The organism is Neptuniibacter sp. QD29_5 (assembly GCF_047778125.1).
Lineage (GTDB): Bacteria > Pseudomonadota > Gammaproteobacteria > Pseudomonadales > Balneatricaceae > Neptuniibacter.
Window position 1 is genome coordinate 1,726,883 of sequence record NZ_CP180556.1, and the last position, 22,461, is coordinate 1,749,343.

The 22,461-nt window shown below is 42.2% G+C and carries 26 protein-coding genes and 3 tRNA genes; 18 read left to right on the forward strand and 11 right to left on the reverse strand.

What is annotated here, in order from left to right; all coding sequences use genetic code 11:
* Position 1: 1 nt before the first annotated feature.
* The 3 genes from tusC to ACMXYR_RS07955 all read right to left on the reverse strand — a co-directional run bounded on the left by tusC (position 2) and on the right by ACMXYR_RS07955 (position 1,522).
* Positions 2-367, reverse strand: a complete 366-nt coding sequence (tusC, locus tag ACMXYR_RS07945; RefSeq protein ID WP_415903603.1) for a sulfurtransferase complex subunit TusC — start codon at positions 365-367, stop codon at positions 2-4.
* A 2-nt stretch (positions 368-369) separates the two neighbouring features.
* On the reverse strand, positions 370-762 hold the full coding sequence (gene tusD / locus ACMXYR_RS07950) for a sulfurtransferase complex subunit TusD (RefSeq protein WP_415903604.1): 393 nt from the start codon (positions 760-762) through the stop codon (positions 370-372).
* A 79-nt stretch (positions 763-841) separates the two neighbouring features.
* Entirely contained in the window at positions 842-1,522 is a 681-nt protein-coding gene (locus ACMXYR_RS07955) for a Bax inhibitor-1/YccA family protein (RefSeq protein WP_415903605.1), read from the reverse strand.
* Between the two features lie 127 nt (positions 1,523-1,649).
* On the opposite strand from ACMXYR_RS07955, the gene ACMXYR_RS07960 reads away from it, so the two are divergent.
* From ACMXYR_RS07960 to ACMXYR_RS07970, 3 genes are all read left to right on the forward strand, one after another.
* Positions 1,650-2,402 carry a pseudouridine synthase gene (locus ACMXYR_RS07960; RefSeq protein ID WP_415903606.1) on the forward strand — a complete coding sequence of 251 codons (753 nt, stop codon included), beginning with the start codon at positions 1,650-1,652 and terminating at the stop codon, positions 2,400-2,402.
* Positions 2,403-2,569: 167 nt separating this feature from the next.
* Positions 2,570-3,322, forward strand: a complete 753-nt coding sequence (gene mtnN, locus ACMXYR_RS07965) for a 5'-methylthioadenosine/S-adenosylhomocysteine nucleosidase (protein WP_415903607.1) — start codon at positions 2,570-2,572, stop codon at positions 3,320-3,322.
* A 45-nt stretch (positions 3,323-3,367) separates the two neighbouring features.
* Complete coding sequence (locus ACMXYR_RS07970) at positions 3,368-4,546, forward strand: pyridoxal-phosphate-dependent aminotransferase family protein (RefSeq protein WP_415903608.1); 1,179 nt, start codon at positions 3,368-3,370, stop codon at positions 4,544-4,546.
* 32 nt (positions 4,547-4,578) lie between these two features.
* On the opposite strand, the gene ACMXYR_RS07975 is transcribed toward ACMXYR_RS07970, so the two are convergent.
* The gene (locus tag ACMXYR_RS07975) at positions 4,579-5,067 is read right to left on the reverse strand and encodes a TlpA disulfide reductase family protein (protein WP_415903609.1); all 489 of its coding nucleotides are present in this window, start codon (positions 5,065-5,067) and stop codon (positions 4,579-4,581) included.
* Between the two features lie 138 nt (positions 5,068-5,205).
* Here ACMXYR_RS07975 and ACMXYR_RS07980 point away from each other — a divergent pair, with 138 nt between their 5' ends.
* Positions 5,206-6,081 carry an NAD(P)-dependent oxidoreductase gene (locus tag ACMXYR_RS07980; RefSeq protein WP_415894428.1) on the forward strand — a complete coding sequence of 292 codons (876 nt, stop codon included), beginning with the start codon at positions 5,206-5,208 and terminating at the stop codon, positions 6,079-6,081.
* 115 nt (positions 6,082-6,196) lie between these two features.
* Positions 6,197-6,328 carry a hypothetical protein gene (locus ACMXYR_RS07985; protein WP_415884613.1) on the forward strand — a complete coding sequence of 44 codons (132 nt, stop codon included), beginning with the start codon at positions 6,197-6,199 and terminating at the stop codon, positions 6,326-6,328.
* Positions 6,329-6,376: 48 nt separating this feature from the next.
* Here the strand turns inward: ACMXYR_RS07985 and ACMXYR_RS07990 are convergent, their stop codons facing one another.
* Entirely contained in the window at positions 6,377-7,171 is a 795-nt protein-coding gene (locus tag ACMXYR_RS07990) for a DUF1853 family protein (protein WP_415903610.1), read from the reverse strand.
* Positions 7,172-7,304: 133 nt separating this feature from the next.
* On the opposite strand from ACMXYR_RS07990, the gene ACMXYR_RS07995 reads away from it, so the two are divergent.
* From ACMXYR_RS07995 to ACMXYR_RS08025, 7 genes are all read left to right on the forward strand, one after another.
* Entirely contained in the window at positions 7,305-7,610 is a 306-nt protein-coding gene (locus tag ACMXYR_RS07995; RefSeq protein WP_415884615.1) for an excinuclease ABC subunit C, read from the forward strand.
* A gap of 84 nt (positions 7,611-7,694) precedes the next feature.
* Positions 7,695-9,455, forward strand: coding sequence for an excinuclease ABC subunit UvrC (uvrC, locus tag ACMXYR_RS08000; RefSeq protein ID WP_415903611.1), 1,761 nt, complete (start codon positions 7,695-7,697; stop codon positions 9,453-9,455).
* Positions 9,456-9,462: 7 nt separating this feature from the next.
* Positions 9,463-10,011, forward strand: coding sequence for a CDP-diacylglycerol--glycerol-3-phosphate 3-phosphatidyltransferase (pgsA, locus tag ACMXYR_RS08005; RefSeq protein ID WP_415903612.1), 549 nt, complete (start codon positions 9,463-9,465; stop codon positions 10,009-10,011).
* 90 nt (positions 10,012-10,101) lie between these two features.
* Positions 10,102-10,176 (forward strand) — tRNA-Gly (locus ACMXYR_RS08010).
* Between the two features lie 22 nt (positions 10,177-10,198).
* Positions 10,199-10,272: transfer RNA gene (locus ACMXYR_RS08015), tRNA-Cys, on the forward strand.
* 5 nt (positions 10,273-10,277) lie between these two features.
* Positions 10,278-10,364, forward strand: a tRNA-Leu gene (locus ACMXYR_RS08020).
* A gap of 433 nt (positions 10,365-10,797) precedes the next feature.
* Positions 10,798-11,304, forward strand: a complete 507-nt coding sequence (locus ACMXYR_RS08025) for a hypothetical protein (RefSeq protein ID WP_415898221.1) — start codon at positions 10,798-10,800, stop codon at positions 11,302-11,304.
* Positions 11,305-11,379: 75 nt separating this feature from the next.
* Here ACMXYR_RS08025 and gap read toward each other — a convergent pair whose 3' ends face one another.
* Positions 11,380-12,390, reverse strand: a complete 1,011-nt coding sequence (gap, locus tag ACMXYR_RS08030) for a type I glyceraldehyde-3-phosphate dehydrogenase (RefSeq protein WP_415903613.1) — start codon at positions 12,388-12,390, stop codon at positions 11,380-11,382.
* 131 nt (positions 12,391-12,521) lie between these two features.
* Here gap and ACMXYR_RS08035 point away from each other — a divergent pair, with 131 nt between their 5' ends.
* The 4 genes from ACMXYR_RS08035 (at position 12,522) to ACMXYR_RS08050 (ending at position 14,873) form a co-directional block, all read left to right on the forward strand.
* On the forward strand, positions 12,522-13,202 hold the full coding sequence (locus tag ACMXYR_RS08035) for a DNA-binding protein (protein ID WP_415903614.1): 681 nt from the start codon (positions 12,522-12,524) through the stop codon (positions 13,200-13,202).
* A 154-nt stretch (positions 13,203-13,356) separates the two neighbouring features.
* Positions 13,357-13,806: a response regulator gene (locus ACMXYR_RS08040; protein WP_415903615.1), complete on the forward strand. Its 450-nt coding sequence runs from the start codon at positions 13,357-13,359 to the stop codon at positions 13,804-13,806.
* Positions 13,807-13,891: 85 nt separating this feature from the next.
* Positions 13,892-14,563 carry a response regulator gene (locus tag ACMXYR_RS08045; RefSeq protein ID WP_415898218.1) on the forward strand — a complete coding sequence of 224 codons (672 nt, stop codon included), beginning with the start codon at positions 13,892-13,894 and terminating at the stop codon, positions 14,561-14,563.
* Positions 14,564-14,591: 28 nt separating this feature from the next.
* Entirely contained in the window at positions 14,592-14,873 is a 282-nt protein-coding gene (locus ACMXYR_RS08050) for a hypothetical protein (protein ID WP_415884744.1), read from the forward strand.
* Positions 14,874-15,456: 583 nt separating this feature from the next.
* On the opposite strand, the gene ACMXYR_RS08055 is transcribed toward ACMXYR_RS08050, so the two are convergent.
* The 4 genes from ACMXYR_RS08055 to ACMXYR_RS08070 all read right to left on the reverse strand — a co-directional run bounded on the left by ACMXYR_RS08055 (position 15,457) and on the right by ACMXYR_RS08070 (position 18,490).
* Complete coding sequence (locus ACMXYR_RS08055; protein WP_415903616.1) at positions 15,457-15,579, reverse strand: hypothetical protein; 123 nt, start codon at positions 15,577-15,579, stop codon at positions 15,457-15,459.
* Between the two features lie 117 nt (positions 15,580-15,696).
* Positions 15,697-16,737: an acyl-CoA dehydrogenase family protein gene (locus ACMXYR_RS08060; protein ID WP_415903617.1), complete on the reverse strand. Its 1,041-nt coding sequence runs from the start codon at positions 16,735-16,737 to the stop codon at positions 15,697-15,699.
* Between the two features lie 261 nt (positions 16,738-16,998).
* Positions 16,999-17,532 (reverse strand): redoxin domain-containing protein, encoded by a 534-nt coding sequence (locus ACMXYR_RS08065; RefSeq protein WP_415903618.1) that lies wholly within the window; start codon positions 17,530-17,532, stop codon positions 16,999-17,001.
* Positions 17,533-17,968: 436 nt separating this feature from the next.
* On the reverse strand, positions 17,969-18,490 hold the full coding sequence (locus ACMXYR_RS08070) for a hypothetical protein (RefSeq protein WP_415903619.1): 522 nt from the start codon (positions 18,488-18,490) through the stop codon (positions 17,969-17,971).
* 150 nt (positions 18,491-18,640) lie between these two features.
* Here ACMXYR_RS08070 and ACMXYR_RS08075 point away from each other — a divergent pair, with 150 nt between their 5' ends.
* A complete protein-coding gene (locus tag ACMXYR_RS08075) occupies positions 18,641-19,372 on the forward strand; it encodes a helix-turn-helix domain-containing protein (RefSeq protein WP_415898205.1) in 732 nt (243 codons plus the stop codon).
* 25 nt (positions 19,373-19,397) lie between these two features.
* On the opposite strand, the gene ACMXYR_RS08080 is transcribed toward ACMXYR_RS08075, so the two are convergent.
* Entirely contained in the window at positions 19,398-20,090 is a 693-nt protein-coding gene (locus tag ACMXYR_RS08080; RefSeq protein WP_415898204.1) for a hypothetical protein, read from the reverse strand.
* Positions 20,091-20,293: 203 nt separating this feature from the next.
* Here ACMXYR_RS08080 and ACMXYR_RS08085 point away from each other — a divergent pair, with 203 nt between their 5' ends.
* Entirely contained in the window at positions 20,294-22,450 is a 2,157-nt protein-coding gene (locus tag ACMXYR_RS08085) for a VIT and vWA domain-containing protein (protein ID WP_415898203.1), read from the forward strand.
* The last annotated feature ends 11 nt before the right edge of the window (positions 22,451-22,461 follow it).

The following is a 22,461-nucleotide window of genomic DNA, read 5'->3' on the forward strand; positions in this document are numbered from 1 at the left end:
ATTAGAACGTCAATACAGTATCGTGACTGTCGATTAGATTGCTTAAGGAGCTCTGAGAGATAATTTGGACTGGCAAAGCCAGATCAGATTCTGAAAGAGCATTCGTTTCAAGATCTTCACTACAAATAAATACCTGATCAATATCGTACATAGGCAGTGCGCTCAGCATTGATTCAATATTTTTATGGCCTGTTTGCTCAGTGTTTTGGTTTTTAAGGAGTTGGAACAGACCGTCCCCTAAAAAAGCCAAACTAACAGGCATTTCGAAAATAGAGCAGGTTAAAGCAACATCTAATGCATCGCGTGCGTAACTTGTACCGTAAGGTGCATGTTGATTTAGGATTAATACGGATTTTTTATCACTCATGATTAAGCCCCAAATGTTACAACGCGATCGGAGACTGCAATAGCCTCAGCCAGTTGACCAAGACCTGACAGTTCGAACCCTGTAGCAATGTTGCCACTAGGCATTTCGTAGCGCTTTGCTTCATTATCATCAAGTACGCCTCGTTTAACTGCTGCAGCAATGCAAACCACAAGGTCTAGATCGTGCTCATTTCCCAAAACTTGCCACTCTTTAGGTAAATGCGTTTCGTCCTGGGGCGGGGTAATTAGTGAATTTGCTAAATTGACACCGTCCGCATAGAAAAATACTCGGTACAACTCATGACCCTGTTGCAAGAGTGTTTTTGCGTAACGTAAAGCGGTGGCAGCTGATTGACTGCTAGACGGTGAGGCCTGAATAACTATTGAAAATTTCATTGAATTGCAAAAGCCTATAACTAAAAAGCCCCGCAATCTTATCAAAGAAAACGGGGCTTTTTGTAGATTTGCGAACTACTTAGTCATCATTTAGGAAGCCAACAAGGCTTAATAGGTGGATGAATAAGTTGTAAATGTTCAGGTATAAGCTAACAGTCGCCATAACGTAGTTAGTGTATGTGCCGTTAACAATGTTGCTAGTATCGTAAAGAATGAAGCCGCACATTAGCAGAACAACAAGAGCAGAGAATGCTAAATGAAGTGCACCCAGCTCTACGCCAAATAGAGGCAGTACAAACAAGGCAACCATTGCAATTAAGGCAACCATCATACCAGCGGCAAGGAAGCCACCCATGAAGCTGAAATCTTTCTTGCTTGTAAGAACGTAAGCAGATAGGCCAAAGAAGGTCAGGGCAGTCATGCTTAGTGCAGTCGTTACGATCTGGCCACCATTTGCCATTGCAAGATAGCTATTGATCAGTGGTCCAAGGCCAAAGCCCATCATGCCAGTAAACAAGAAAACTAAAGGAATAGCAGCGGCGCTATTTTGTTTCTTGTTTAAGATAAATAGCATTACAAAACTAAGAATGAAGCTGCCGATATAAACAAAAAATGGCATCTGTAGCATCATAGAAATGCCAGCAGAAATAGCGCTTACAACCATTGTCATGGCAAGCAGCATGTATGTGTTACGAATGACTTTGTTCGTCTGCAGTACGGACTGTTCGGAACGAGCATCGTAAGTATTTACGTTACGCATGATATCCTCGAAAAAGATTTCCCTATTAAGTTTCTCTATATATAAGTATTTTAGTCGGTTTTTCAAGCCCTTTACATAGTTTTAGTGGGGGGTAGAATCACCGGCTCATACTGAAATGACCTTTATTATGACTGATCTTGATATTCTCTTTGAAGACGAGCATTTAATTGCGGTCAATAAGCCTTCTGGTTTGTTGGTGCATCCAAGCTGGATTGCTCCTCGTGGTACACCCAATTTAGCGTCCATGCTGAAAAGCTACTTTGATGGTGGAAGTCCTTACACTATTCATCGTTTAGATCGACCAACATCTGGGGTTATTTTATTTGGTAAAAACAAAGAGATAGCGCAACAAATGAATCTAATCTTTGCAGAGAGACGGATTAGTAAAACCTATCTTTGTATGTGTCGTGGATACACTCCAGAGCAGGACGTGATTGATTATGCGTTGAAAGAGCAGTTAGATAAAATAGCGGATAAGCATGCAGATCAAGATAAAGAGCCGCAAGAAGCCGTTTCAAATTATAAGCGTTTAGCGACGATTGAAATCGATATGCCGGTAGGACGGTATGATAAATCGCGCTACTCATTGGTGGAAGTTAAGCCCCAAACAGGAAGAAAGCACCAAATCCGTCGTCATATGAAGCATATATTTCATCCAATCGTGGGTGATACTAAACACGGTGATAATAAACATAACAAAGCGTTAAAGCAGGAATTTGATCTTCAGCGTTTGATGCTGATGGCAACAGAGCTGGAGTTTATTCATCCTATAACAGAAGAAAAACTAAAACTAACAGCGCCAGTCGATGAATATAGCGATCAACTGTTTAGTGGCTTTGGTTGGTCGGGGCTGTACCCCGAAGGAAGCGAAGGGCTTTAAATAGCCTCTACTTAATCAAGTAATCACTAATTATTTAAAGCTTGAACGCAAATTAACGATCATAAGCCAGTATTCATGGGGATTGGGGCTAGGTTTTTTATAAAAGCTATGATCTAATCGCGCATTATTAAGATGGTAATTACGGCCTTTTTAGACGGTAAACTTTGATGACCCAAGAACAAAGCATTTCAGCGCTACTTTCTCAGAAAAACGGCAACATTCGTATCGGTATTATCGGTGCAATGGATGAAGAGGTGGAGCTATTAAAAGCTGCGCTTAAAGAGAGAGACGAGCACGAAATAGCTGGGTACTTACTTTTTACGGGTAAGCTACATGGACACGATATCGTTTTGCTGAAATCAGGTATCGGAAAAGTCAACGCGGCTATTGGAACTACCATTCTTCTTCAGGCATTTAAACCTGATTGCGTTATCAATACAGGCTCTGCTGGTGGTTATGATCCAGAGCTCAATGTTGGTGATATCGTTATTTCTTCTGAAGTTCGTCATCACGATGTGGATTTAACTGTATTTGGCTACGAATATGGCCAAGTGCCATGTCAGCCTGCTGCTTTCACTCCAGACGCGTCTTTAGCAAAGGTCGCGGAGCGCTGTATTGAGCGCATGGATGGCATGAAAACGACACGAGGTTTGATCTGCACGGGTGATCAGTTCATGAACGACCCTGAGCGTGTGGAGCGTAAGCGTAAGTTGTTTCCTGAGATGAAAGCCGTAGAGATGGAGGCGGCTGCAATTGCTCAGACATGTCATCAATTTAATACGCCGTTCATCGTGATTCGTGCTTTGTCAGACATCGCAGGTAAAGAGTCCGGTGTGTCATTCGACCAATTTCTTGTGACTGCAGCTAAACATTCTGCAGAAATGATCATCGCAATGATTGATGAGTTGGCTTCCAACTGATACAAATAAGGCCTTTGTAACATGTAGCAATTATAAGGGCCTTAAATGACTACCTCTTTTTACCCACCTGTACGTACCCTGATGGGCCCTGGACCATCAGATGTAAGCCCTCGAGTTCTATCGGCGATGGCTCGCCCAACAATCGGTCACCTTGATCCTGAATTTATCCGCATGATGGATGAAATCAAAGAGATGCTGAAAAACCTTTTCAAAACTGATAACGAATTAACAATGCCTGTATCTGCGCCTGGTTCTGCAGGAATGGAAGCGTGCTTTGTTAACTTGGTTGAGCCGGGTGATAAGGTGATCGTTTGCCAAAACGGTGTTTTTGGCGGTCGTATGAAAGAGAATGTAGAGCGTTTTGGTGGCGAATGCATTCTTGTTCAAGATGAATGGGGTCAGCCTGTGGATCTTGAAAAGGTTAAAGCTGCGTTTGCAGACAATGAAAATGTTAAAGCTTTGGCTTTTGTCCATGCGGAAACATCTACGGGTGTCCGTTCTGATGCAAAAGCACTTTGTGAATTAGCTCGGGCTAACGGCGCTCTTACTATTGTTGATGCTGTAACGTCCCTTGGCGGTGTAGAAGTTGACGTTGATGGCTGGGGTATTGATGCAATTTACTCCGGTACACAGAAGTGCCTTTCTTGTCCTCCTGGTATCTCTCCAGTGAGTTTTAGCCAGAAAGCAGTTGAGGCTATCCAAAACCGTACAAGCTCTGTTCCTAGCTGGTTCTTAGATACGAACCTTGTAATGGGATACTGGGGTGGTGGCGGAAAGCGTGCTTATCACCATACAGCGCCTGTGAACTCTCTATATGCGCTGCATGAATCTCTTGTAATGCTTGAGGAAGAGGGCCTTGAAAATGCTTGGGCTCGTCATCAGAAGCTGCATTTGTCACTACGTGCGGGTCTTGAAGCAATGGGTATCGGTTTCCTAGTTGATGAAGATTGTCGCCTGCCACAGCTTAACTCTGTCATCATACCTGATGGCGTTGATGATGCTGCTGTGCGTACAGCGCTACTGAAAAATTACAATCTAGAGATCGGTGCGGGCCTTGGTGCTTTGGCTGGTAAAGTATGGCGTATCGGTTTGATGGGTACTGCATGTACTCAGCGCAATGTTATGTTGTGCCTAGACGCTCTAGAAAACACACTTGCGGAGATGGATGCGCCAATTAAAATTGGTGTTGCAGCTCAAGCAGCAGCTGCAGTATTGGCTGAATAAGTTATTTAAGCCATGGATCATCGGTCCATGGCTTATTTTAATGTCTGGCTAATTAAAGCAATTGATTCAGGGTGGTCCCACTCTTTACCGCCAAGAATTGTATCAATCAGCTTTCCTTCTTTATCGAACAATAATGTCATCGGCAGTCCTTTAATCCCAAATTCATTAAAAGAACGATTTTTCTCATCGAGTAAGATCGTGAAAGTTAATTCGGTATCAAGCTCCATTAAAAAACTTGAAACAGATACAGAATCCTCACCGGCATTTATAGCCACAATCTCAAAATCTTGGTCAGCAAAATGATCCTGTAGCCTCTGCATCGAAGGCATCTCTTTGATGCATGGTGGACACCAAGTCGCCCAGAAATTAAGTAGAACGACTTTTCCTTTGTAATTTGCCAAAGAAATAGTTTCGTGATCTGTGTTTTGAAAACTCAGTTTATAGAGTTCGCTTTGTGCTAACGCATTTGCAGAAGTTGCAAAAAGGAAAATGGAAATAAGTGCTGATTTTAAGAAGGACATAAATGGCTCTCGTTAAATACAGGGCAAGATGATAGCAAAATAGCGATTTAAAAAGTACGAGATGGTGTTTGCTGTTTCATCCTTTATACTCTGAGCCTATAAAGAATAAAACAGTTCAATCTAGATGGGATAATAAGAATGAAAGTTGCATTTATAGGTTTGGGTGTCATGGGATACCCGATGGCAGGGCATTTAGCACAAGCAGGTCACGATGTTACGGTTTACAACCGTACAACAGCTAAATCAGAGGCATGGATTGAAGACTATAAAGGCAGCTTTGCTTTAACGCCTGCAATGGCTGCTCAGGGTGCAGATATCGTGTTTACCTGTGTTGGCAATGATGATGATTTAAGAGCTGTAACATCAGGCGAACAGGGTGTGTTAAGCACTATGCAAGCTGGTTCCATTTTGGTGGATCACACTACGGCATCTGCTGAAGTTGCTAGAGAGCTATCGGAGCTGGCAGGTGAGCAAGGCGTAGGCTTCTTCGATGCTCCAGTTTCTGGAGGTCAGGCAGGTGCAGAGAATGGCGTTTTGAGTATTATGGTAGGCGGTAATGTTGCTAACTTTTCTATTGTTGAGCCAGTTATGGATTGTTATGCAAAATCTACGCGTTTACTAGGTGAGGCGGGCTCTGGTCAGTTAGCGAAAATGGTTAATCAGATTTGTATCGCTGGTCTAGTGCAGGGCTTGGCTGAAGGGGTTCATTTCGCTAAAGCTGCTGGTTTAGATGCAGCTCAGGTATTCGACGTAATTCAACATGGTGCTGCGGGCTCTTGGCAAATGGTGAATCGCCATCAAACCATGATTGAGGATGAGTATGATTTTGGATTTGCTGTTGATTGGATGCGTAAAGATTTAAATATTGTTCTAGATGAATCCCGAAAGAATGGCGCCCGATTGCCGGTTACGGCTTTGGTAGATCAGTTTTACGCGGATGTTCAGCAAATGGGTGGCGGGCGCTGCGACACCTCAAGTCTGCTGATGCGTTTAGAAAGCGAGAACAAGAAATAACCATTATTTTATAATGGTTTTTATGGGCCATTGATGGATAGACACAGGCTGTTGGCTCTATATAATTGCCCCCGATATTTCTTTATTACTACTACAAAATATCTAGGACAGTTCTATGGATAAATATAACCTAATCTCTGTTGCTCCAAGTCTTGCGATTGTTGCAGCGATGATCATTGGTACATTTGTTGGCGTTAAAGTAATCAAAAATATGATTGCTAAAGATGCAGCGGCTGCGGACAAGTAAGTTTCAGCTTTGCCGGGAACCTCAATTGAGCAACCCGGCTAATTCCTCCTACCACTCGTTTGGTACAACAAACCCTCTATCTAATTCTTTTCCTTTTTTATCAATTCTAGCCACTAGTATGGGGCGGTCAGCTTTTGATAACTCTGTTTTTAATTCTGCATAATCTAAAAGATTAGATTGATCCGCAATGAGCCAGCGGGGCTTATGCATAATGCTGTAAAAGTCTGAGTCATTAATCTGGCCAAGCTCATTTTGTCTCAGCCACCAGCCTTGGAGGTGACTTGGATTGATTGTGGGATGGAGTGCTATTTTGGATCCAAACTCAGCAAAAGGATGAAAGAGGTATCCCTGTACTAACATAACGAAAATCGCAGGGGATAAGCCTTCGCTTTTACACGCTAGGATACCTTGCGGGGTTTTAGATACTCTAAGTTGATGTTCGACCATCCTCTCATATTTAAGGTCTAACCGATCTCTCTTTCCTGGGCCAATAAAATCTTCAAGCTTGGTGCCTGAACCTATTCTTAAATAGTATTTAATTGCACATTCTAGATGGAAGTCGCCCGTCGATGAACCGCCAATAAAATCGAGTTCACCCAAGGTTGCTTCATTATTAAAAATCTTAATATTTCTTTTTATATCGGATAGATGATGATCATTGTTGAGAATGTGGTTGACTATGTTTTCGTAATAACCACCGAGATTTCTTTCTATGAATGTTGATGTGTTAACTGCTACTGGTTTGAACTGATCTGGGCTTATAAGGTCATGAAAGGGAATATAGCTTTTCGGTACATTTATCAAAGAAGGGCTTCTTAAAACCCAGCCAATATCGTTATCCATACATAGTGCTCTTTCATGTAGATAAGTGAGAAGCAGTCGATTCGTCGTAAACTGAGACTTTCCTTTTTACATCAACTGTTGAAATGCTTAAAGTATGCTGCAAACACGATGGGATTATAAATAAGGGTATACGATGACCAGATCAACAGATAATAACGTCCCTTTAAGCGAACAAAACCGTGATGTTCTGCTATCAGAATCAGATATTAATAATATATTGGTTAATGGTGCACAAATCTCATTAACTAAACTTCGTAAAGCGCAAAGTACCGACGCTCAGCTTTGTTACTACGCAGAAATTGGTGTTTACCTAGAGGTATCGCTTTCACGCGGGGCGGGGATTACAGAGTCTACAATGGAGACTCTGCAAGAAATTCATAGAATTGCTACGCATGAATACATGGATAACCGTAAGCTATTGTCCAAGGTAGAACAGTAAGCAGTGTCAGAAAATACCCCAGCCGAAACATTTGATGCCAGCGCCTTTTTGAAGCAACTCACAAAAAGGCCTGGAATCTACCAAATGTACGATGCAGACAATGAGCTTCTGTACATTGGAAAAGCCAAAAACCTTAAAAACAGAGTTTCTAGTTACTTCCGCTCTTCAGGTCTCAGTATCAAGACTCGTGCGTTGGTTGCGAAGATAGCTGATGTTCAGGTCACTATCACTAACAGTGAAACCGAAGCGTTATTGCTTGAGCAAAACCTGATTAAGCAGCACAGGCCGCCTTATAATATTCTTCTGCGTGACGATAAATCGTACCCATATATCTTCATTTCAGATAAAGATGATTATCCTGCGGTGCGATTTAGTCGAGGAGCAAAGCGTAAAAGCGGTAAATACTTTGGCCCATTTCCAAGCGGTGGGGCAGTCCGCGACAGTCTTAATCTACTTCAGAAGATATTTAAGATACGTCAGTGCGACGATAGTTTTTACAAAAACAGGTCGCGTCCTTGCCTTCAGTATCAAATCAAAAGATGCACAGCGCCTTGTGTAAAAGCTATCTCTAAAGAAGATTATCAAGACGATATCCGTCATGCCTCTATGTTCTTAGATGGTAAAAACACCAAGGTTATGGATGAAATTGCTAGCCAGATGGAAAATGCTTCATCTGATCTTGAGTTTGAAAAGGCTGCGCTATATAGAGATCAACTGATTAGTTTACAAAAAGTACAAGAGCAGCAGTATGTGACTGGCATGCAAGGTGAGGCCGATGTGATTGGGTGTTCAGTTCAGCCTGGTGGGGTCTGTATACATATGCTGTTTGTCCGTGGCGGACGAATTATCGGAAGCAAGGCGCACTATCCCAAGGTATCTATAGAAGAAACCTCTAGTGAAATTGTGTCGGCTTTCGTTGCGCAGTGGTATTTGGGTTCGCAACGTGAAATACCGGCATATATTGTTTTGCCAAGCGAGGTTGAAGATAAAGATTGCTTGCAGCAAGCGATCGAAGAGTTATCAAATAAAAAGGTAGTGCTTTCGCATACGGTTAGAGGTGAGCGAGCAGCATGGCAGAAACTAGCAAATACCAATGCTGAGCAGCAGTTAGGTAGTTATTTAGCCAACAAAAAGAATATCTATAACCGTTATCTAGAGCTGCAAAGTCTCTTGGATCTTGATGAGGTTCCGCAACGGTTAGAGTGTTTTGATATTAGTCACAGTTCAGGTGAAGCAACAGTTGCCTCGTGTGTAGTGTTCGATAGGAATGGGCCGCTTAAATCAGATTACAGGCATTTTAACATCGAAGGAATTACTCCAGGTGATGACTATGCAGCAATGCATCAAGCTTTACTCAGGCGTTATACGCGTCTTAAGAAAGGAGAGGGTAAATTACCCGATATCCTGTTAATAGATGGCGGTAAGGGGCAGGTCACTCAAGCAATGGAAGTGCTGGACGAACTAAGTATATCCGGCGTCTTAGTTATTGGTGTGGCTAAGGGCCCAACTCGTAAGGCTGGATTTGAGGTTCTTATTTCGGGAGATACGGGTGAAGAGACTGTTTTAGAGAGTAGCTCTGCAGCTTTACATCTAATTCAGCATATTCGTGATGAAGCACATCGATTTGCCATTACAGGACACCGTGCTCGTAGAGGTAAGGCTAGAAAACGCTCAGTTTTAGAGGATATTCCCGGTGTGGGGCCTAAACGAAGAAGAGAATTGCTAAGACATTTTGGTGGAATCCAAGAAGTAGAGCGCGCCAGTGTTGAAGAAATTGCAAAAGTCTCTACCATAAGCAAAACAATTGCCGAAGAAATCTATGCGGCACTCCATCCTGATATTTGAATGCCAGATGAATATACCCAATATACTTACATCGTTACGTATTGTTTTAATTCCTGTCTTTGTGCTGATCTTCTATTTGCCTTATAGCTGGGCGCCTATTGCTACAGGTGTGGTATTTGCTGTTGCTGGCTTTACTGATTGGTTAGATGGTTATTTAGCGAGGAGGTTGAATCAAACCTCTCCCTTTGGCGCGTTCTTGGATCCTGTTGCGGATAAGTTAATGGTAGCTATTTCTCTGGCTCTATTAGTTGAAAGCTATGCGTCATGGTGGATCACAATTCCGGCGATCGTAATTATCGGTAGAGAGATTGTGATATCAGCTCTACGTGAGTGGATGGCTGAAGTAGGACAGAGAGCGAGTGTGGCTGTCTCTTATATCGGGAAGGTAAAAACAGCACTACAGATGTTGGCGATTATGCTCATGATTGTTACAGAGCCCTACACGACAATATCGATAGCAGGGATTGTTGCACTGTATCTAGCAGCAGCTTTAACTTTATGGTCTATGTATCAGTACCTTAGAGCTTCTTGGCCTGCTTTATCTGAACAGATGTAAGTGGTTAATAATTAAGCAGATTTTTTTATAAAATATGTGTTGACTTATAATCGGGGCTCTCTATAATACGCACCACATTGTTACAGCAGAGCGGGAATAGCTCAGTGGTAGAGCACAACCTTGCCAAGGTTGGGGTCGCGAGTTCGAACCTCGTTTCCCGCTCCAAATTCTAAAGTAACAATATTGAGGCGCGGTGGCAGAGTGGTCATGCAGCGGACTGCAACTCCGTGTACGCCGGTTCGATTCCGACCCGCGCCTCCATCCTTGCCCGGGTGGTGAAATTGGTAGACACAGGAGACTTAAAATCTCCCGCTCGCAAGAGTGTACCGGTTCGAGTCCGGTCCCGGGCACCACTTGTGGTAATAAATCTCTAGATCCTCTTTCTGCTTTTTACATTCCCTAAGTTCTGTCTTTCCTGTTTTTATCGCTCTTGTTGCATACCTGTCGGCATTTACTTTGACCTTATTTCATAGTGTCATGTCGTCATGCTGCCTAAACTTGTTTATTTTTCATGTTGCTAGGGCTGCATTCTATCTGTGTGATTTATATGGTCTTTTTAGTTCTGTTTGAAATCATTGTTATAGTCTCCTCAATTATGGGCTTTAGTTATCTTGAATTGTTTAAATATGGGTCTATTATTGCTGATGTTAAGTGAATAAACTTGTTAAAGATAAGGTTTGTTGTTTTTGCTTAAGAGCATTGGGCAATCAATAAGGCAGTCGTTGCTATAATTAAACGATGTCGAGGGATATAAACAACGCGCAGGAAAGGGAGTTCAGAGATATTATGACAGATCTTCCAAAAGGCATATTTATACTCGCTGTAGCTGGGGTGATTGGATATCAAGCAATCAAGGCGCTTGATATGGATTATCTTGCTCAATCACCGAGTTCACCTGTAGCAACAAGCAATACTTCGAAGAGCTCTCTGAGTGACGCCCAAAAAGTAGAGGCTGTGTTGGCGGGGGCTGATCCTACTGATGTGTTTGAATCAACAGCGGCTGGTAAGAGCCTTTCTGTTGCTTGTGATAGTGGATTTATCGCTGGTGATATCAATAAAAACCGCTTTTCTAGAATTAGTTACGCATCAATTACTGAGAGAGGGATAACCTATATTCAGGTATCGCGTTATTCGCCAACCTATCTAGTTCAGGAGCATTATCAGGCTGTTACAGCCACAGAGGTGAGTAAGGTTCCTGACAGTATAAAAGCAGCGTTGCAGGCTAAGATAAGCAACCCTCAAGGTTGTAGCTCTCAGGATTTGTATCTCTCTCAGATAAATTATCTCAAGTAATAATCTACTAAGTTGTATTAGCTGGAAAAATAAAGCCCTTCACTCCGTGTGAGGGGCTTTGTTGTTTATGGGCTTTTAGTTGGAGATTTTGTGCATAAGTTGGGCGGTATCGAGCATTCTGTTTGAAAACCCCCATTCATTGTCATACCAGGCAAAAATTTTGATCGTATTTTGATGGGTCATGGTTTGCGTTGCGTCGAAAATGCAAGATTCGGGACGGTGATTGAAATCAATAGAGACAAGGGGCTTATCATTATAGGCAACAATTCCTTTGTAGCTTTGGTTTGATTCTGTTCGGATTAAGTTGTTTAGCTCGCTTGCTGTGCAGTGGTTTTTTAGAGTTGCGCTTAGGTCTACTAAAGATACATTTGAAGTTGGGACTCGCACAGCTATGCCTGAGAGCTTTCCTTCTAGTTCGGGTAAAGCGAGTCCTACAGCAGTGGCAGCGCCAGTCTTGGTTGGAATCATGGAGCTGGCAGCTGATCTTGCTCTATACAAGTCGCCGCTAAAAGCATCCATTAAATGCTGGTCGTTGGTGTAGGCGTGTATGGTTGTCATTAAGCCTGATTCGATGCCGAAGTGGTGGTTGATGATCTTTGCTAGCGGTGCAAGGCAGTTTGTTGTGCATGATGCATTAGAGATTATTGTGTGGTTGGGCTGAATTGAGTCTTGGTTGACGCCATAAACGATGCAGGCATCTGCATTTTTGGATGGTGCTGATATTAAGACTTTTTTGGCGCCGGCCTTTATGTGCTCAGATGCTGATGCTCTGTCGGTAAATAGTCCTGTGCATTCAAATACAATATCTATATCAAGTTGGTCCCAGGGTAGGGCGCTGATGTCTTTTTCTCTGAAGACCTTTATGGTATCTCCATTGACGATTAAGGAGTCGTTCTCGGCAAGAACATCGTATCTGAAACGACCGTGTATGCTGTCATATTGAGTTAGATGTGCATTTACCTGAGGGTCGCAAAGATCGTTGATGGCGATTATCTGCAAATTTTTACCTAGGTGAGATTCATAAAAGGCGCGTAGGATGTTTCTGCCTATTCTTCCATAACCGTTGATCGCTATTTTTGCCTTCATAGTACTTCCTTATCATGCAGTTAGGGTTACTTTCAGCGTAGCTCATTTGGCATTTACGGCAATATAAAAATTGAAAGAAGGTTATATAGGGTTATAATAATACGTATTATTTAATACATATTGAATATTATATGAAACACAATACGCAAGATTTGGTTAAAGAGGCTGCTGATAAGCTTTTGCGTGAAGGTGTAAAGCCGACGCAGCAAAATATCAGGGATCGTATTGGTACAGGTTCAATTACAACCATCAACAAAGCCTTAAACATTTGGTGGTCTGAGCTTGGGCTGCGGCTTGATGAGGTCGGGCGAACACCGAACCTTCCGGAACCAGTTGCTAATAGTGCTCATAAGCTTTGGCTGCAGGCGCTTGCTTATGCGAATAAGGAGCTTGATGCGCAGAGAAGTGCTTTAGAAAGCGAATTTGCTGAAAGATCGAGGCAGTTATCTAAGGCTTCTTCTGTTGATCATGGAGAGCTAAAGGAGCTAAGAGCGCAATGTCTTCGCTTATTACAAGATAATGAAAGGCTTTCTAATGAGAAGGGCGAGGGTCTTCTGAAGATTGCGGAGTGCGAAACGCAGCTTATCGAGAGTCAGTCGGAGATATCTAGACTAACTAGGGAGTTGAAGCAGGCAGAGATAATGTCTGAGGGAAGTTCTAATATTGACCAATACATTGAGGTCCAAGTCGAGAATCGTACGCTTCAGGAAGAGAGTAAAAGGCTGAATAGGGCTGTTGATACTCTTGCTAGCGAGAAGGCCGAGTTGCAGCTAGAGGTCATAAAATTAAAGCAACTACTATCGGGTTCTTAAAATCCTAAAGTAGTGATGCTATATATTATTAACGATGTTAATCTTCACTAAGCTTTGTGCGAAATTGATTCATGGCTTGGCGGCTATATCTCTAATAAAATAACGCTCACTACTGGCGAACTAATTTCTATCTATTTATAGGTAACAATCTGAAATGGATATAGTTTTAACAGAATTGGCACAAGATCAAGAAATTATTGATGCTTTGCATCAGTGTGGACTTGATGATGCTGTGTGCTGTAATAGTGAGCAAGACTTCAAGCAAGCTAAAGCTCTTCTTCTTAAAGTAAAGCTAAAGAATGTAACAATCCAGCTTCTTGATGATGATGGCTATGCTATTAAGCAGGTAACAAGTAAGCCCAAAGATCCAAGAATAGCACGCGAACAACTTAATGGCCGGCAAGTGGCAGTTGTTAAGGCGCTAGAAAAGGTCCTTAGGCATTGCAAGAAAGAAGGCGTACAGCTTGTAGGTTATAGTGATGAGCTAGTTGCTCTGCCTGCCCATATTTCAGTTGAAGAAATATCGAATGCTGGAGCTATGGATATTGAAAGTTTTGATGTATATAAAGGTGCTGATGCAATAGCGCCTTCAAGCGATATATAGAATAATAAATTCATACAAATCAGATGATTAGGCTGAAGAATTAAGCTGAATTATCTATTGGCAGCCTTATTATTAGGAAGCGAACATGTCGACCCCAATTAAAATTTTGCTTGTAGATGATCACCCTCTAGTTAGGGCTGGATTTCAGCGCCTACTGATATCTGATGAAAGCATTGAAATTGTTGGGGAGGCAGATAATGGACAATCAGCGTGCGAAATGTACACGCAGCACGAGCCTGATGTGGTCATTATGGACCTCAATATGCCAGCAGATTCAAATCCTGAGGATGCTACAGCTAATAACCTCAACGGTGGTCTCGAGGCTATTCGGCGTATTATATCGCGAGACCCAAAAGCCAAGGTGCTTGTATTGACGGCAATGGAGACGGATCCTTTTCCGGCTCACGTTGTTAATGCAGGGGCTAAAGGCTTTTTGACTAAAAGGTGCGCTCCTGATGAGCTTTTAGAGGCTGTTAAGGCGATTTATAAGGGTGAGGAGTACATTACCGAAGAGATACGCTCACGAATCAATGGAGACTCTTCTGGTGAATCATCTTTAGGCAGTCTTACGAAACGCGAGTTGCAGATATTTTCGTTGCTGGCTGAGGGTCGGACGGTAGCTATAGTCGCTGAAGAGATGTTTTTGAGCCCTAAAACCATTCATGCTCACCGCACAAACATCTTCAGAAAATTAAAAATTAGCAACAATTCTGAGTTAGTTCACCTCGCAATTCGTCATAACATCGTCCAAGCTTAAGGTAACACTCCTAAACGAGGTTGCCGATATGAGCGTACTGGATTTTACAGAACTTCATCTGGAAACCGAATTTCTTTGGAATGAAATTTCTGTGGGCGACAGTGTTATGCTCGATGCTGATCTATACGAGTCTAACAGCTGTAAGCTGCACAAGTATCAGCCTTATGAAGTCCTAGCCAAAATGCACTGCATGGCTCCAGAGCCATCCATATTAATCGTCGAGTCTGATGTGACAGGCGAACTCATAAATCTCCATCCAGCGTTATTGTGTAGCTACCAATCGGCTGAAATACCAGTTACGCATTCATAGTTTTCTTATCTTTTTTGTGGCTCGTATTTTTATTTTATGCAGGGATTAAGATTCATGTTTTCTAGTCCAGTGTTGGGTGGTGATCGCTGTAACTTGCAGGGCCATAGAAAAATCCTGCTGGCACTTTGTGGTGTAATTAATTTTTATCCTTTTGAGCACCTAAAAAAATCATTCCATTAAATTTGTGGAGCAAGTGCTAGCTAGGCTTGTGGGCTCTATTATTGCTGAATGTTTAACTGCGTATAATATATATTATGTTAAATAGAATATTTATATATGTAACACCTGCAATATCCGCCACCTGCACTCCGAGAGGTAAAGGCCCCTTGTCTCGGCGACCGGTATAACTGTGATGTTTAAGGTTGATACTGATACTCGATATCAACCACGCCTGAAACTTCCTAGCCTTACTGGTACATGCCTTTGCGGCTGTCGAGCAGTTATTTGGAAATACCTAGTTTCAAATTAAGGCTGATACTTTTTGATTTTGGGCTGATTACCCTTCGTGCGGAGAACTCTGCAAAATACTTTTTCGCGGGTAAAGTGTCGTAAAGAACAACGTAGCGCACGCTGCTCTTTTGACTTATTTGGCATTAATGGATGTAAACGCTTCGTCTCTGATCTGGGCATTTCTCTCAAACATGCATAAAGACTTCTGAACACGCTTTTGGCCACGAACCATCATCGTAAGCTTCTGTAAGCTCACCTGAGAGTTCTTCTGTTAGATTTTTACTTGGCCTTGGCCTGCCACTTCTTTCTCCAGTCAGTTAACAGTGGACGCTAGTAAACCTTAATCTCAATCACTGCAAATTCAATGTCGCGCCTATTGTTTTTTTTCATCTGCAACAGGACCGATGATTCTAGGTTGATTTAGAGCAATTTGTTCACTGCATAATCTCTCAACGAAGTCGCTTACGTGAGCTACTTTTTGCCTGTTGGATGTTATGAAGCCAAACGGAATAGGAACAGGCGTCAAGCCTTCTCTATAGAAATGGTAGGCTACTACTGCAAACTCATTTGGCAGGACAATAACCTCAAGATTCCCATCAAAGATACTGTTGTAACTTTCGAAACCGTCATTATACAAACTGCAATGCTCTTTATGCGGTTTCATATCGTATAGCCAAGCAGCTCTTCCCTGCTTGTCATCAATACCAGCAATTGGTAACAAAACATCTAGATTAAAGAGTGTCTTTGTTTTTTTCCCAGTTGTCCTGCTATTGGCCTTCAAGTCTGACAAGCACTGAATAATTGAATCAGATTTACACCTGCCTGGGTTAGCTGGAATGAGCCAAGTAAGATTTGGGATGCCGTCTTGGTGAGTGTCTGTCATTTGCTGCACTGTACTTTGAAAAACAGAATTTACTATCTCCCAAACGGGTAACCATGTGATAAATGTTTTGGATCCATTGATAATGTAATGATCACCATCCAGAACTGCTGTTGTCTTAATTCCCTGAAGATCGGAGCCAGTACCTGGTTCAGTCATCGCAATAGCCGTAACAATTTCGCCTGTAACACAGCCAGGCAGATAACGAGCTTTCAACTCTTTCGAACCATTATGAAAAATATAAGGAACCGCAATATCGGAGTGCAGCGGCCAACCTGGCCCGGTAAAGCCTGAACGCGCAAGCTCTTCAGACACAACTGCATTGTAGCGATAGTCGACACCCACCCCGCCGAACTCTTCCGGTACCGTTGGGGCCAAGAGCCCCTGCTCTCCCGCTTTGAGCCACAGGTTTCGATCAACTTCACCTTTATCCTCCCACTCTTCATGATAAGGCGCGACCTGATCTTCAATAAATTTACGGACACTATCGCGGAAGATTTCGTGCTCAGACTCAAATATAGTTCTTGGAATCATTGTTATTACCTTTTGAGTAGATTGATCGACTTAAATCATCCTACAAAAATCGATAACCATTAGACTTGTGGGAAGATGCCAATGAATATTGATCTAATGCCATAGGCGATAATTAAATTATGAGTACCAGTACAACGTATTTCTATATGCTCTGTTAAGTTACGAAAGTTGTGTATGTTTCCCCAAAAAAAGAAAATGAAACATACACATCATTTTATGAGCTAGTTGAATATAATTCTGGTAACTCAAACCGACTTAGTACTAGCTATAACTGTAGGTGCCACGAATTGGGTAGTCGTGGTTACGAATCCATTCTAAGCCTGAGACAAGCTTTTCAAGATCAGGTCTGACAAATGGGTTGTTTGAAATATCTACGACTTGAAGGGTTCCGCTTTCATTGATTACAAATAAACCTGGCTCAGCAAAGGGATGATCAGTCTCCTTCTCTGAACGAGGATGTGAGATGTATACGCCTAGAGATTTCATTTCTTCAACTGATAGTCCATAGAAAAGTGGGAAACTCACCTCCAATTTAGTGATGTGGCTTTCCAGTTGCTCTTTACTATCTGCAGAGACAGCAACAAGATCTATGTTTAAATCAGCTAAACGTGATTTATAAGTGTTTAGTTCATTCAAAAAACGTGAGCATAACGGACAATGCCTACCTCTATAAACGACAAGCATTTGCCAATCTTTACCATCTAAAGGTTTGCTCAAGTCTCTTGAGTTACCACCTAGATCAGATTTAGTAATAGACGGGAATACTGCACCAGCTTCAAACTTGAATGTACTCATGGATTGTCTTCTCCAATGATGAATGAGATATATCTATTATTGGAGGCGTATATGGAAAAACAATTAGTTACTTTATGGTTACCTTCCCTAAACAGAGGATTATGCTTCAAGTAGTTACGGGAAAGCCTTTTCACTAAAAAGACTTGATCTTGTTAGTTCTATTATCAGTTGCCTTGCTGATGCTCATAATATTGTTAAGCTACTTCCATATATATTTCTTCAGACTGAAAAGCTGTAATTGCCCATCACACGCTTTGCATCTGAAATCCAGTACCAATAAAAAGCCCTGAGCGCATGTACGCTACAGGGCCTTTCTGAGCATGGAATCTGCAAATATAAAGAAGATTGAATCAGGATTGAAACTGTATCTCTCTTCGCTGCAGTAAAAGATTGCCTATCTTCCTTGAGCGCGATGAAAATTTATAGTTTAGCGATACTAGGCTTCTAAAAAACAGTTAGCCACTAAGATCAACACAGGAGTCTCAGCTTTTAGGATTCTCTCGTGCCTACTGCCCCGCAGCACACAAACTCTGACCTCTTCGGTAAATTCAAGATAAGAACTAAGCTGCTTTGTATAGCGGGTATTTTTAAAGAACTGAACGCTATCTGATTGCAATGGGCCAACCCACTTAAACTGGTTTTCGCGCTCTTCATTCCGACTGATATTGAAGATTGCATAATTTGGTCCTTGCTTTACTAGATCTACCCCTCTCAAAAACGGTACTTCTACTGGATTAAAAGGCTTTTTGCGTAAATCCGACATAGCTCTAACCAATTCAAGATTAAACGCTCTACGCCCAGCGTGCTCTATACCTCTGATTGCACCAGAGTAATCTTTATATACGGATTTTTTCAGGTTATGGGTGAGAAACTGAATAGCATTAGACGAGACTTGAGAATCTGCACAGGCATAGCCGCAGGTAATAAATAAAATGGATATAAGCCAGCCTACTCTCATCTAACTACCCCTAGCTTCAATCCTAGTATGAGATTCAGTTACAAGTTTAGACAAAAGTTGTGAGTACCAGCTGGATTAACTCAGTGATTATCGTGAATATATAAAGCGCTTCGGTTAATATCGCTGTGAGCATAAATTAAGGAATAGATTATGGCGCAAGTTGGACCACTGATAGATACACTCAAACGAGAACTTAAAGCTCAAGGTAAAACCTACCTAGATGTCGCCGAAATTCTTGATTTAAGTGAAGCGTCAGTAAAGCGGCTTTTTGCTGAAAAAAACTTTACCCTCACTCGGCTAGAAGCTATATGCGACATGCTTAATATCGAGCTATCTGAGCTTGTACAGAAGATGAGTAAAGATCAGTGCCAACTGACTCAATTGACCAGAGACCAAGAAAAAGAGATCGCGAATGATCTGATTTTGTTATTGATAACAGTCAGCGTGATCAGTGGAATGACGTTCTCTGACATCCTTAATGCTTATGACATTCCAGAAACAGAATGTATTCAAAAACTAGCTAAGCTAGATCGCCTTAAGATTATCGATCTACTGCCCGGGAACCGCGTAAAGCTTTTAGTTGCCCCTAATTTCCATTGGCTACCTAATGGCCCAATTCAGCAGTTTTTCCAAGAAAAGGTCGAACAAGACTTCTTTAGCTCACGTTTTGATAAAGCCAATGAAAAGCTGATCGTGACTAATGCCATCCTGACCGATAGCTCCAACGCACGTCTGCAAAAGAAAATGGAGCGTCTCGCAGCAGAATTTAACGAATTAATGCAAGAAGATCATTCGGCGCCACAACAGAAAAAAAATGGTACGACCATGGTGCTAGCCATCCGCCAATGGCAATACTCGTTGTTTAAAAAGATCTCTAAATAGTATTGCAGGGCATTTCCTTACGGAGTTAAACCAAAGCACTGCCTTCACTGGTTACCGTTAGCTTCCCTTCTTCTGTGAAAGAGAGTTCAACTGACGGGTACTGTCGATTATCACCCAGCAGATAACTGTATTTGTCGATAATGGCTTCTATCTCTGCTTGTGAATTAGCATTATCCATCTCTTGCCTGAATGGCTCCAGCTCTTTGAAAGCCGCAAGGTGTGATGCTAAAGCATTAACAGTGCTTAGCTCTTTAGCGATAGCTGGTTCTTCTTTCAGGGCTTGTTTAAGCTCATCTGCATAAGGGTAATCAGCTGGCAAAACTATCTGCCCTTTACCGTCATAGTTTATCGATTCAGGTGCTTCTGGAATGTTGTGACGGGACAAAAAATCGGGGAACACTTTTGAAAGGTGATTCTGCAAAGCCCTCACGTTCTGCTCATTTGGCAGCAATAAGCCCTCAATATCGAAAATATCCCCTTCATGGGCAGGCTTTGCTTGGAAGTAAGTGTCTAAATCGTACTCTTTATCACCTTTTGCAGTGCTGAGAGTATAAACAGACTCAGATTCGTTTAGCTGTTTTGCTTCTTCCGTTAAGAACACTGTATTGCCGCTGACAGAGGCTGATCGGCCAGAGTTTGCCAGTGCTGCACTTTGTCCTGTGTGATTCTGATTTGTGCCAATTAAGCTAGAAGTCTGATAATTACTGGAGATATACATATATAACTGCGCCTATGTTAATCCATTAAAACAAGGAATCTATGTTCTGATTGGATAGTCAGCAATCTTCGGGCCAGTTCATAAATAGGTTGGTATTATATTTTGATACTCATAGCTGTTTAATTTAAAACCTATTTTAATTTCATTTTAACAATCGCCTAAACATCACAATCTTGCTCCCATCAATAGATGAGGAACAAGCGATGAAACACTCAACTCCTAACCTAAAACGCAGCAGCCTATTCACAGCGATAGCATTAGGCAGCGCTCTTTTGATGAGCCCATACAGTAATGCTGCAGGACTATTAAAACCGAGCAATGCAGGGTATGAAGAGCTAAAAATCAAAGAACACCATGTCGATGTTGTGATTGAAGATATGTACGCAACCACAACAGTTGAGCAAGTTTTTCATAACCCTAACGCGACTGATCTAGAAGCTATTTACTCCTTCCCGGTTCCAGATAAAGCGGCTGTAGGTGAATTTAGCTATTGGATTGATGGCCAACCTGTTACAGGTGAAGTCGTAGAGAAACAGCGTGCCCGACAGATCTACGAGCAGGAAAAACAAAAGGGAAATGAAACTGCGATCGTAGAGAAAGACCAATACAAAACGTTCGATATCTCTGTCTTTCCTGTAAAGGCTAATCAGGAAGTTAAAATCAAGTTGGTATATCTACAGAATACCCAGACCGATACTGGAATTGGTCGATACGTATACCCTCTTGAAGATGGTGGTGTTGACGAGCAAAAACTGAGCTTTTGGGATCGCAACGAAACGGTAAATGAGAAGTTCTCTTTTGATGTGAAGCTAAGGACCAGCTATCCAGTTGATGGCTTAAGAATGCCTAAACACCCGAATGCATCCTTCCAACAACTTAATGCCTATGAATGGCAAGCAAGCTTGATCAATTCAGCTAACCACCTGACGCAACAGCAGCTAGATCTGGAGCAAGCAGAATTGTCCGAACAGTATGAAACTCAAAACTCAGAAACTCCTATCAATAGCAGTGTGACGACCCTAGATAAAGATATATTGCTGTACTGGCGTCATGCTGAAAACCTACCTGCAAGCGTGGATATGCTCGCGTACAAAGAAGAAGGCTCAAGCAAAGGTACTTATAAGCTGACGTTAACACCGGGTAGCGACCTCCCAGTAATGAATCAAGGTCGAGACTGGGTGTTTGTACTAGATATTTCCGGTTCTATGCACGGCAAATTCTCATCCCTGATTGAAGGTATTAGAAGCGGATTAACACAGTTAAACCCAAATGATCGCTTCAAGATCGTATTATTTAACAATCGAGCTCAGAGTTTCACACAGGGCTACCTACCTGCTGATCAGCAAACAATTAAAGACACATTGCAACGTCTAGATCAGGTACAACCAAGTAGCGGTACAAATCTTTATGCGGGACTTAAGACCGGCATTAATCAACTGGATTCGGATAGAACTACTGCAGTCGTTCTTGTTACAGATGGCGTTGCCAATGTAGGCACGACCGAAAAGAGTAAATTTCTAGATCTACTAGAGCAGCGTGATGCCCGCCTATTTACTTTTATTATGGGTAACAGCGCTAACCGTCCTCTTTTAGAAGAGATGACACGCGTATCCAATGGCTTTGCTCTACAGATTTCAAACTCTGACGATATTAGTGGTCAGCTCCAGATAGCCAAAGGCAAGATGGCTCATGCTTCTATGCGGGACATTCAGATCGAGATTGATGGTGTAAGAAGCAAAGAGCTGGTGAAACCGCGCCTTGCTAATACCCTTTACCACGGTCAACAACTGACTCTATTTGGACACTATTACAAACCAGGCAAGGCAGAAGTGAAGCTGACCGGCACAATCAACGGTGAAAAGAAAACCTACAAGACCAGCTTTAATCTACCTGACGTTGCAACTGACAGCCCTGAATTGGAACGCCTATGGGCTTATGCTGCAATAGAAGAGCTACAAGCTGAGATGGACTACCTAGGCTCTGACAAAGATGCTGAGCAAGCGATTGTTGATACCGCTGTGGAATATGGCTTGGTAACTGACTACACATCTATGATCGTTGTAAGAGACGAAGTCTTCAAAGCGATGAATATTGAGCGCTCTAATCTAAAACGCGTTGAAAAAGAACAGACCGCTCGTCAAAACCGAGCACAACAACAGATTACCGCTCAGCAGAATCGCGTAGATGCTCAACAGCCAATGTTTGTCGATCAATCGAAAGATCAGGCTAACCAGAACCAAACTAGACCGAGTGTTTCATCAACACGCACAGGTTCAGGTGGCGGTGCTGTATCACCATGGTTAGTGATCTTTATCGCTGTAGCCATTGCACTAGTACAAATTCGTCGCTTTAAGCGCTAAACAGAGCTGAA

Coding starts and splice junctions, on each gene's coding strand:
- ACMXYR_RS08040 (WP_415903615.1), top strand. CDS start 13,357: ATGGATATAGTTTTAACAGAATTGGCACAAGATCAAGAAATTATTGAT.
- ACMXYR_RS07970 (WP_415903608.1), top strand. CDS start 3,368: ATGACTACCTCTTTTTACCCACCTGTACGTACCCTGATGGGCCCTGGA.
- ACMXYR_RS07980 (WP_415894428.1), top strand. CDS start 5,206: ATGAAAGTTGCATTTATAGGTTTGGGTGTCATGGGATACCCGATGGCA.
- ACMXYR_RS07985 (WP_415884613.1), top strand. CDS start 6,197: ATGGATAAATATAACCTAATCTCTGTTGCTCCAAGTCTTGCGATTGTT.
- gap (WP_415903613.1), bottom strand. CDS start 12,390: ATGAAGGCAAAAATAGCGATCAACGGTTATGGAAGAATAGGCAGAAAC.
- ACMXYR_RS08070 (WP_415903619.1), bottom strand. CDS start 18,490: ATGAGAGTAGGCTGGCTTATATCCATTTTATTTATTACCTGCGGCTAT.
- ACMXYR_RS07990 (WP_415903610.1), bottom strand. CDS start 7,171: ATGGATAACGATATTGGCTGGGTTTTAAGAAGCCCTTCTTTGATAAAT.
- ACMXYR_RS08025 (WP_415898221.1), top strand. CDS start 10,798: ATGACAGATCTTCCAAAAGGCATATTTATACTCGCTGTAGCTGGGGTG.
- ACMXYR_RS07975 (WP_415903609.1), bottom strand. CDS start 5,067: ATGTCCTTCTTAAAATCAGCACTTATTTCCATTTTCCTTTTTGCAACT.
- pgsA (WP_415903612.1), top strand. CDS start 9,463: ATGAATATACCCAATATACTTACATCGTTACGTATTGTTTTAATTCCT.
- tusD (WP_415903604.1), bottom strand. CDS start 762: ATGAAATTTTCAATAGTTATTCAGGCCTCACCGTCTAGCAGTCAATCA.
- ACMXYR_RS08050 (WP_415884744.1), top strand. CDS start 14,592: ATGAGCGTACTGGATTTTACAGAACTTCATCTGGAAACCGAATTTCTT.
- uvrC (WP_415903611.1), top strand. CDS start 7,695: ATGTACGATGCAGACAATGAGCTTCTGTACATTGGAAAAGCCAAAAAC.
- ACMXYR_RS08045 (WP_415898218.1), top strand. CDS start 13,892: ATGTCGACCCCAATTAAAATTTTGCTTGTAGATGATCACCCTCTAGTT.
- mtnN (WP_415903607.1), top strand. CDS start 2,570: ATGACCCAAGAACAAAGCATTTCAGCGCTACTTTCTCAGAAAAACGGC.
- ACMXYR_RS08075 (WP_415898205.1), top strand. CDS start 18,641: ATGGCGCAAGTTGGACCACTGATAGATACACTCAAACGAGAACTTAAA.
- ACMXYR_RS08060 (WP_415903617.1), bottom strand. CDS start 16,737: ATGATTCCAAGAACTATATTTGAGTCTGAGCACGAAATCTTCCGCGAT.
- ACMXYR_RS07955 (WP_415903605.1), bottom strand. CDS start 1,522: ATGCGTAACGTAAATACTTACGATGCTCGTTCCGAACAGTCCGTACTG.
- ACMXYR_RS07960 (WP_415903606.1), top strand. CDS start 1,650: ATGACTGATCTTGATATTCTCTTTGAAGACGAGCATTTAATTGCGGTC.
- ACMXYR_RS08080 (WP_415898204.1), bottom strand. CDS start 20,090: ATGTATATCTCCAGTAATTATCAGACTTCTAGCTTAATTGGCACAAAT.
- ACMXYR_RS08085 (WP_415898203.1), top strand. CDS start 20,294: ATGAAACACTCAACTCCTAACCTAAAACGCAGCAGCCTATTCACAGCG.
- ACMXYR_RS08035 (WP_415903614.1), top strand. CDS start 12,522: ATGAAACACAATACGCAAGATTTGGTTAAAGAGGCTGCTGATAAGCTT.
- tusC (WP_415903603.1), bottom strand. CDS start 367: ATGAGTGATAAAAAATCCGTATTAATCCTAAATCAACATGCACCTTAC.
- ACMXYR_RS08065 (WP_415903618.1), bottom strand. CDS start 17,532: ATGAGTACATTCAAGTTTGAAGCTGGTGCAGTATTCCCGTCTATTACT.
- ACMXYR_RS07995 (WP_415884615.1), top strand. CDS start 7,305: ATGACCAGATCAACAGATAATAACGTCCCTTTAAGCGAACAAAACCGT.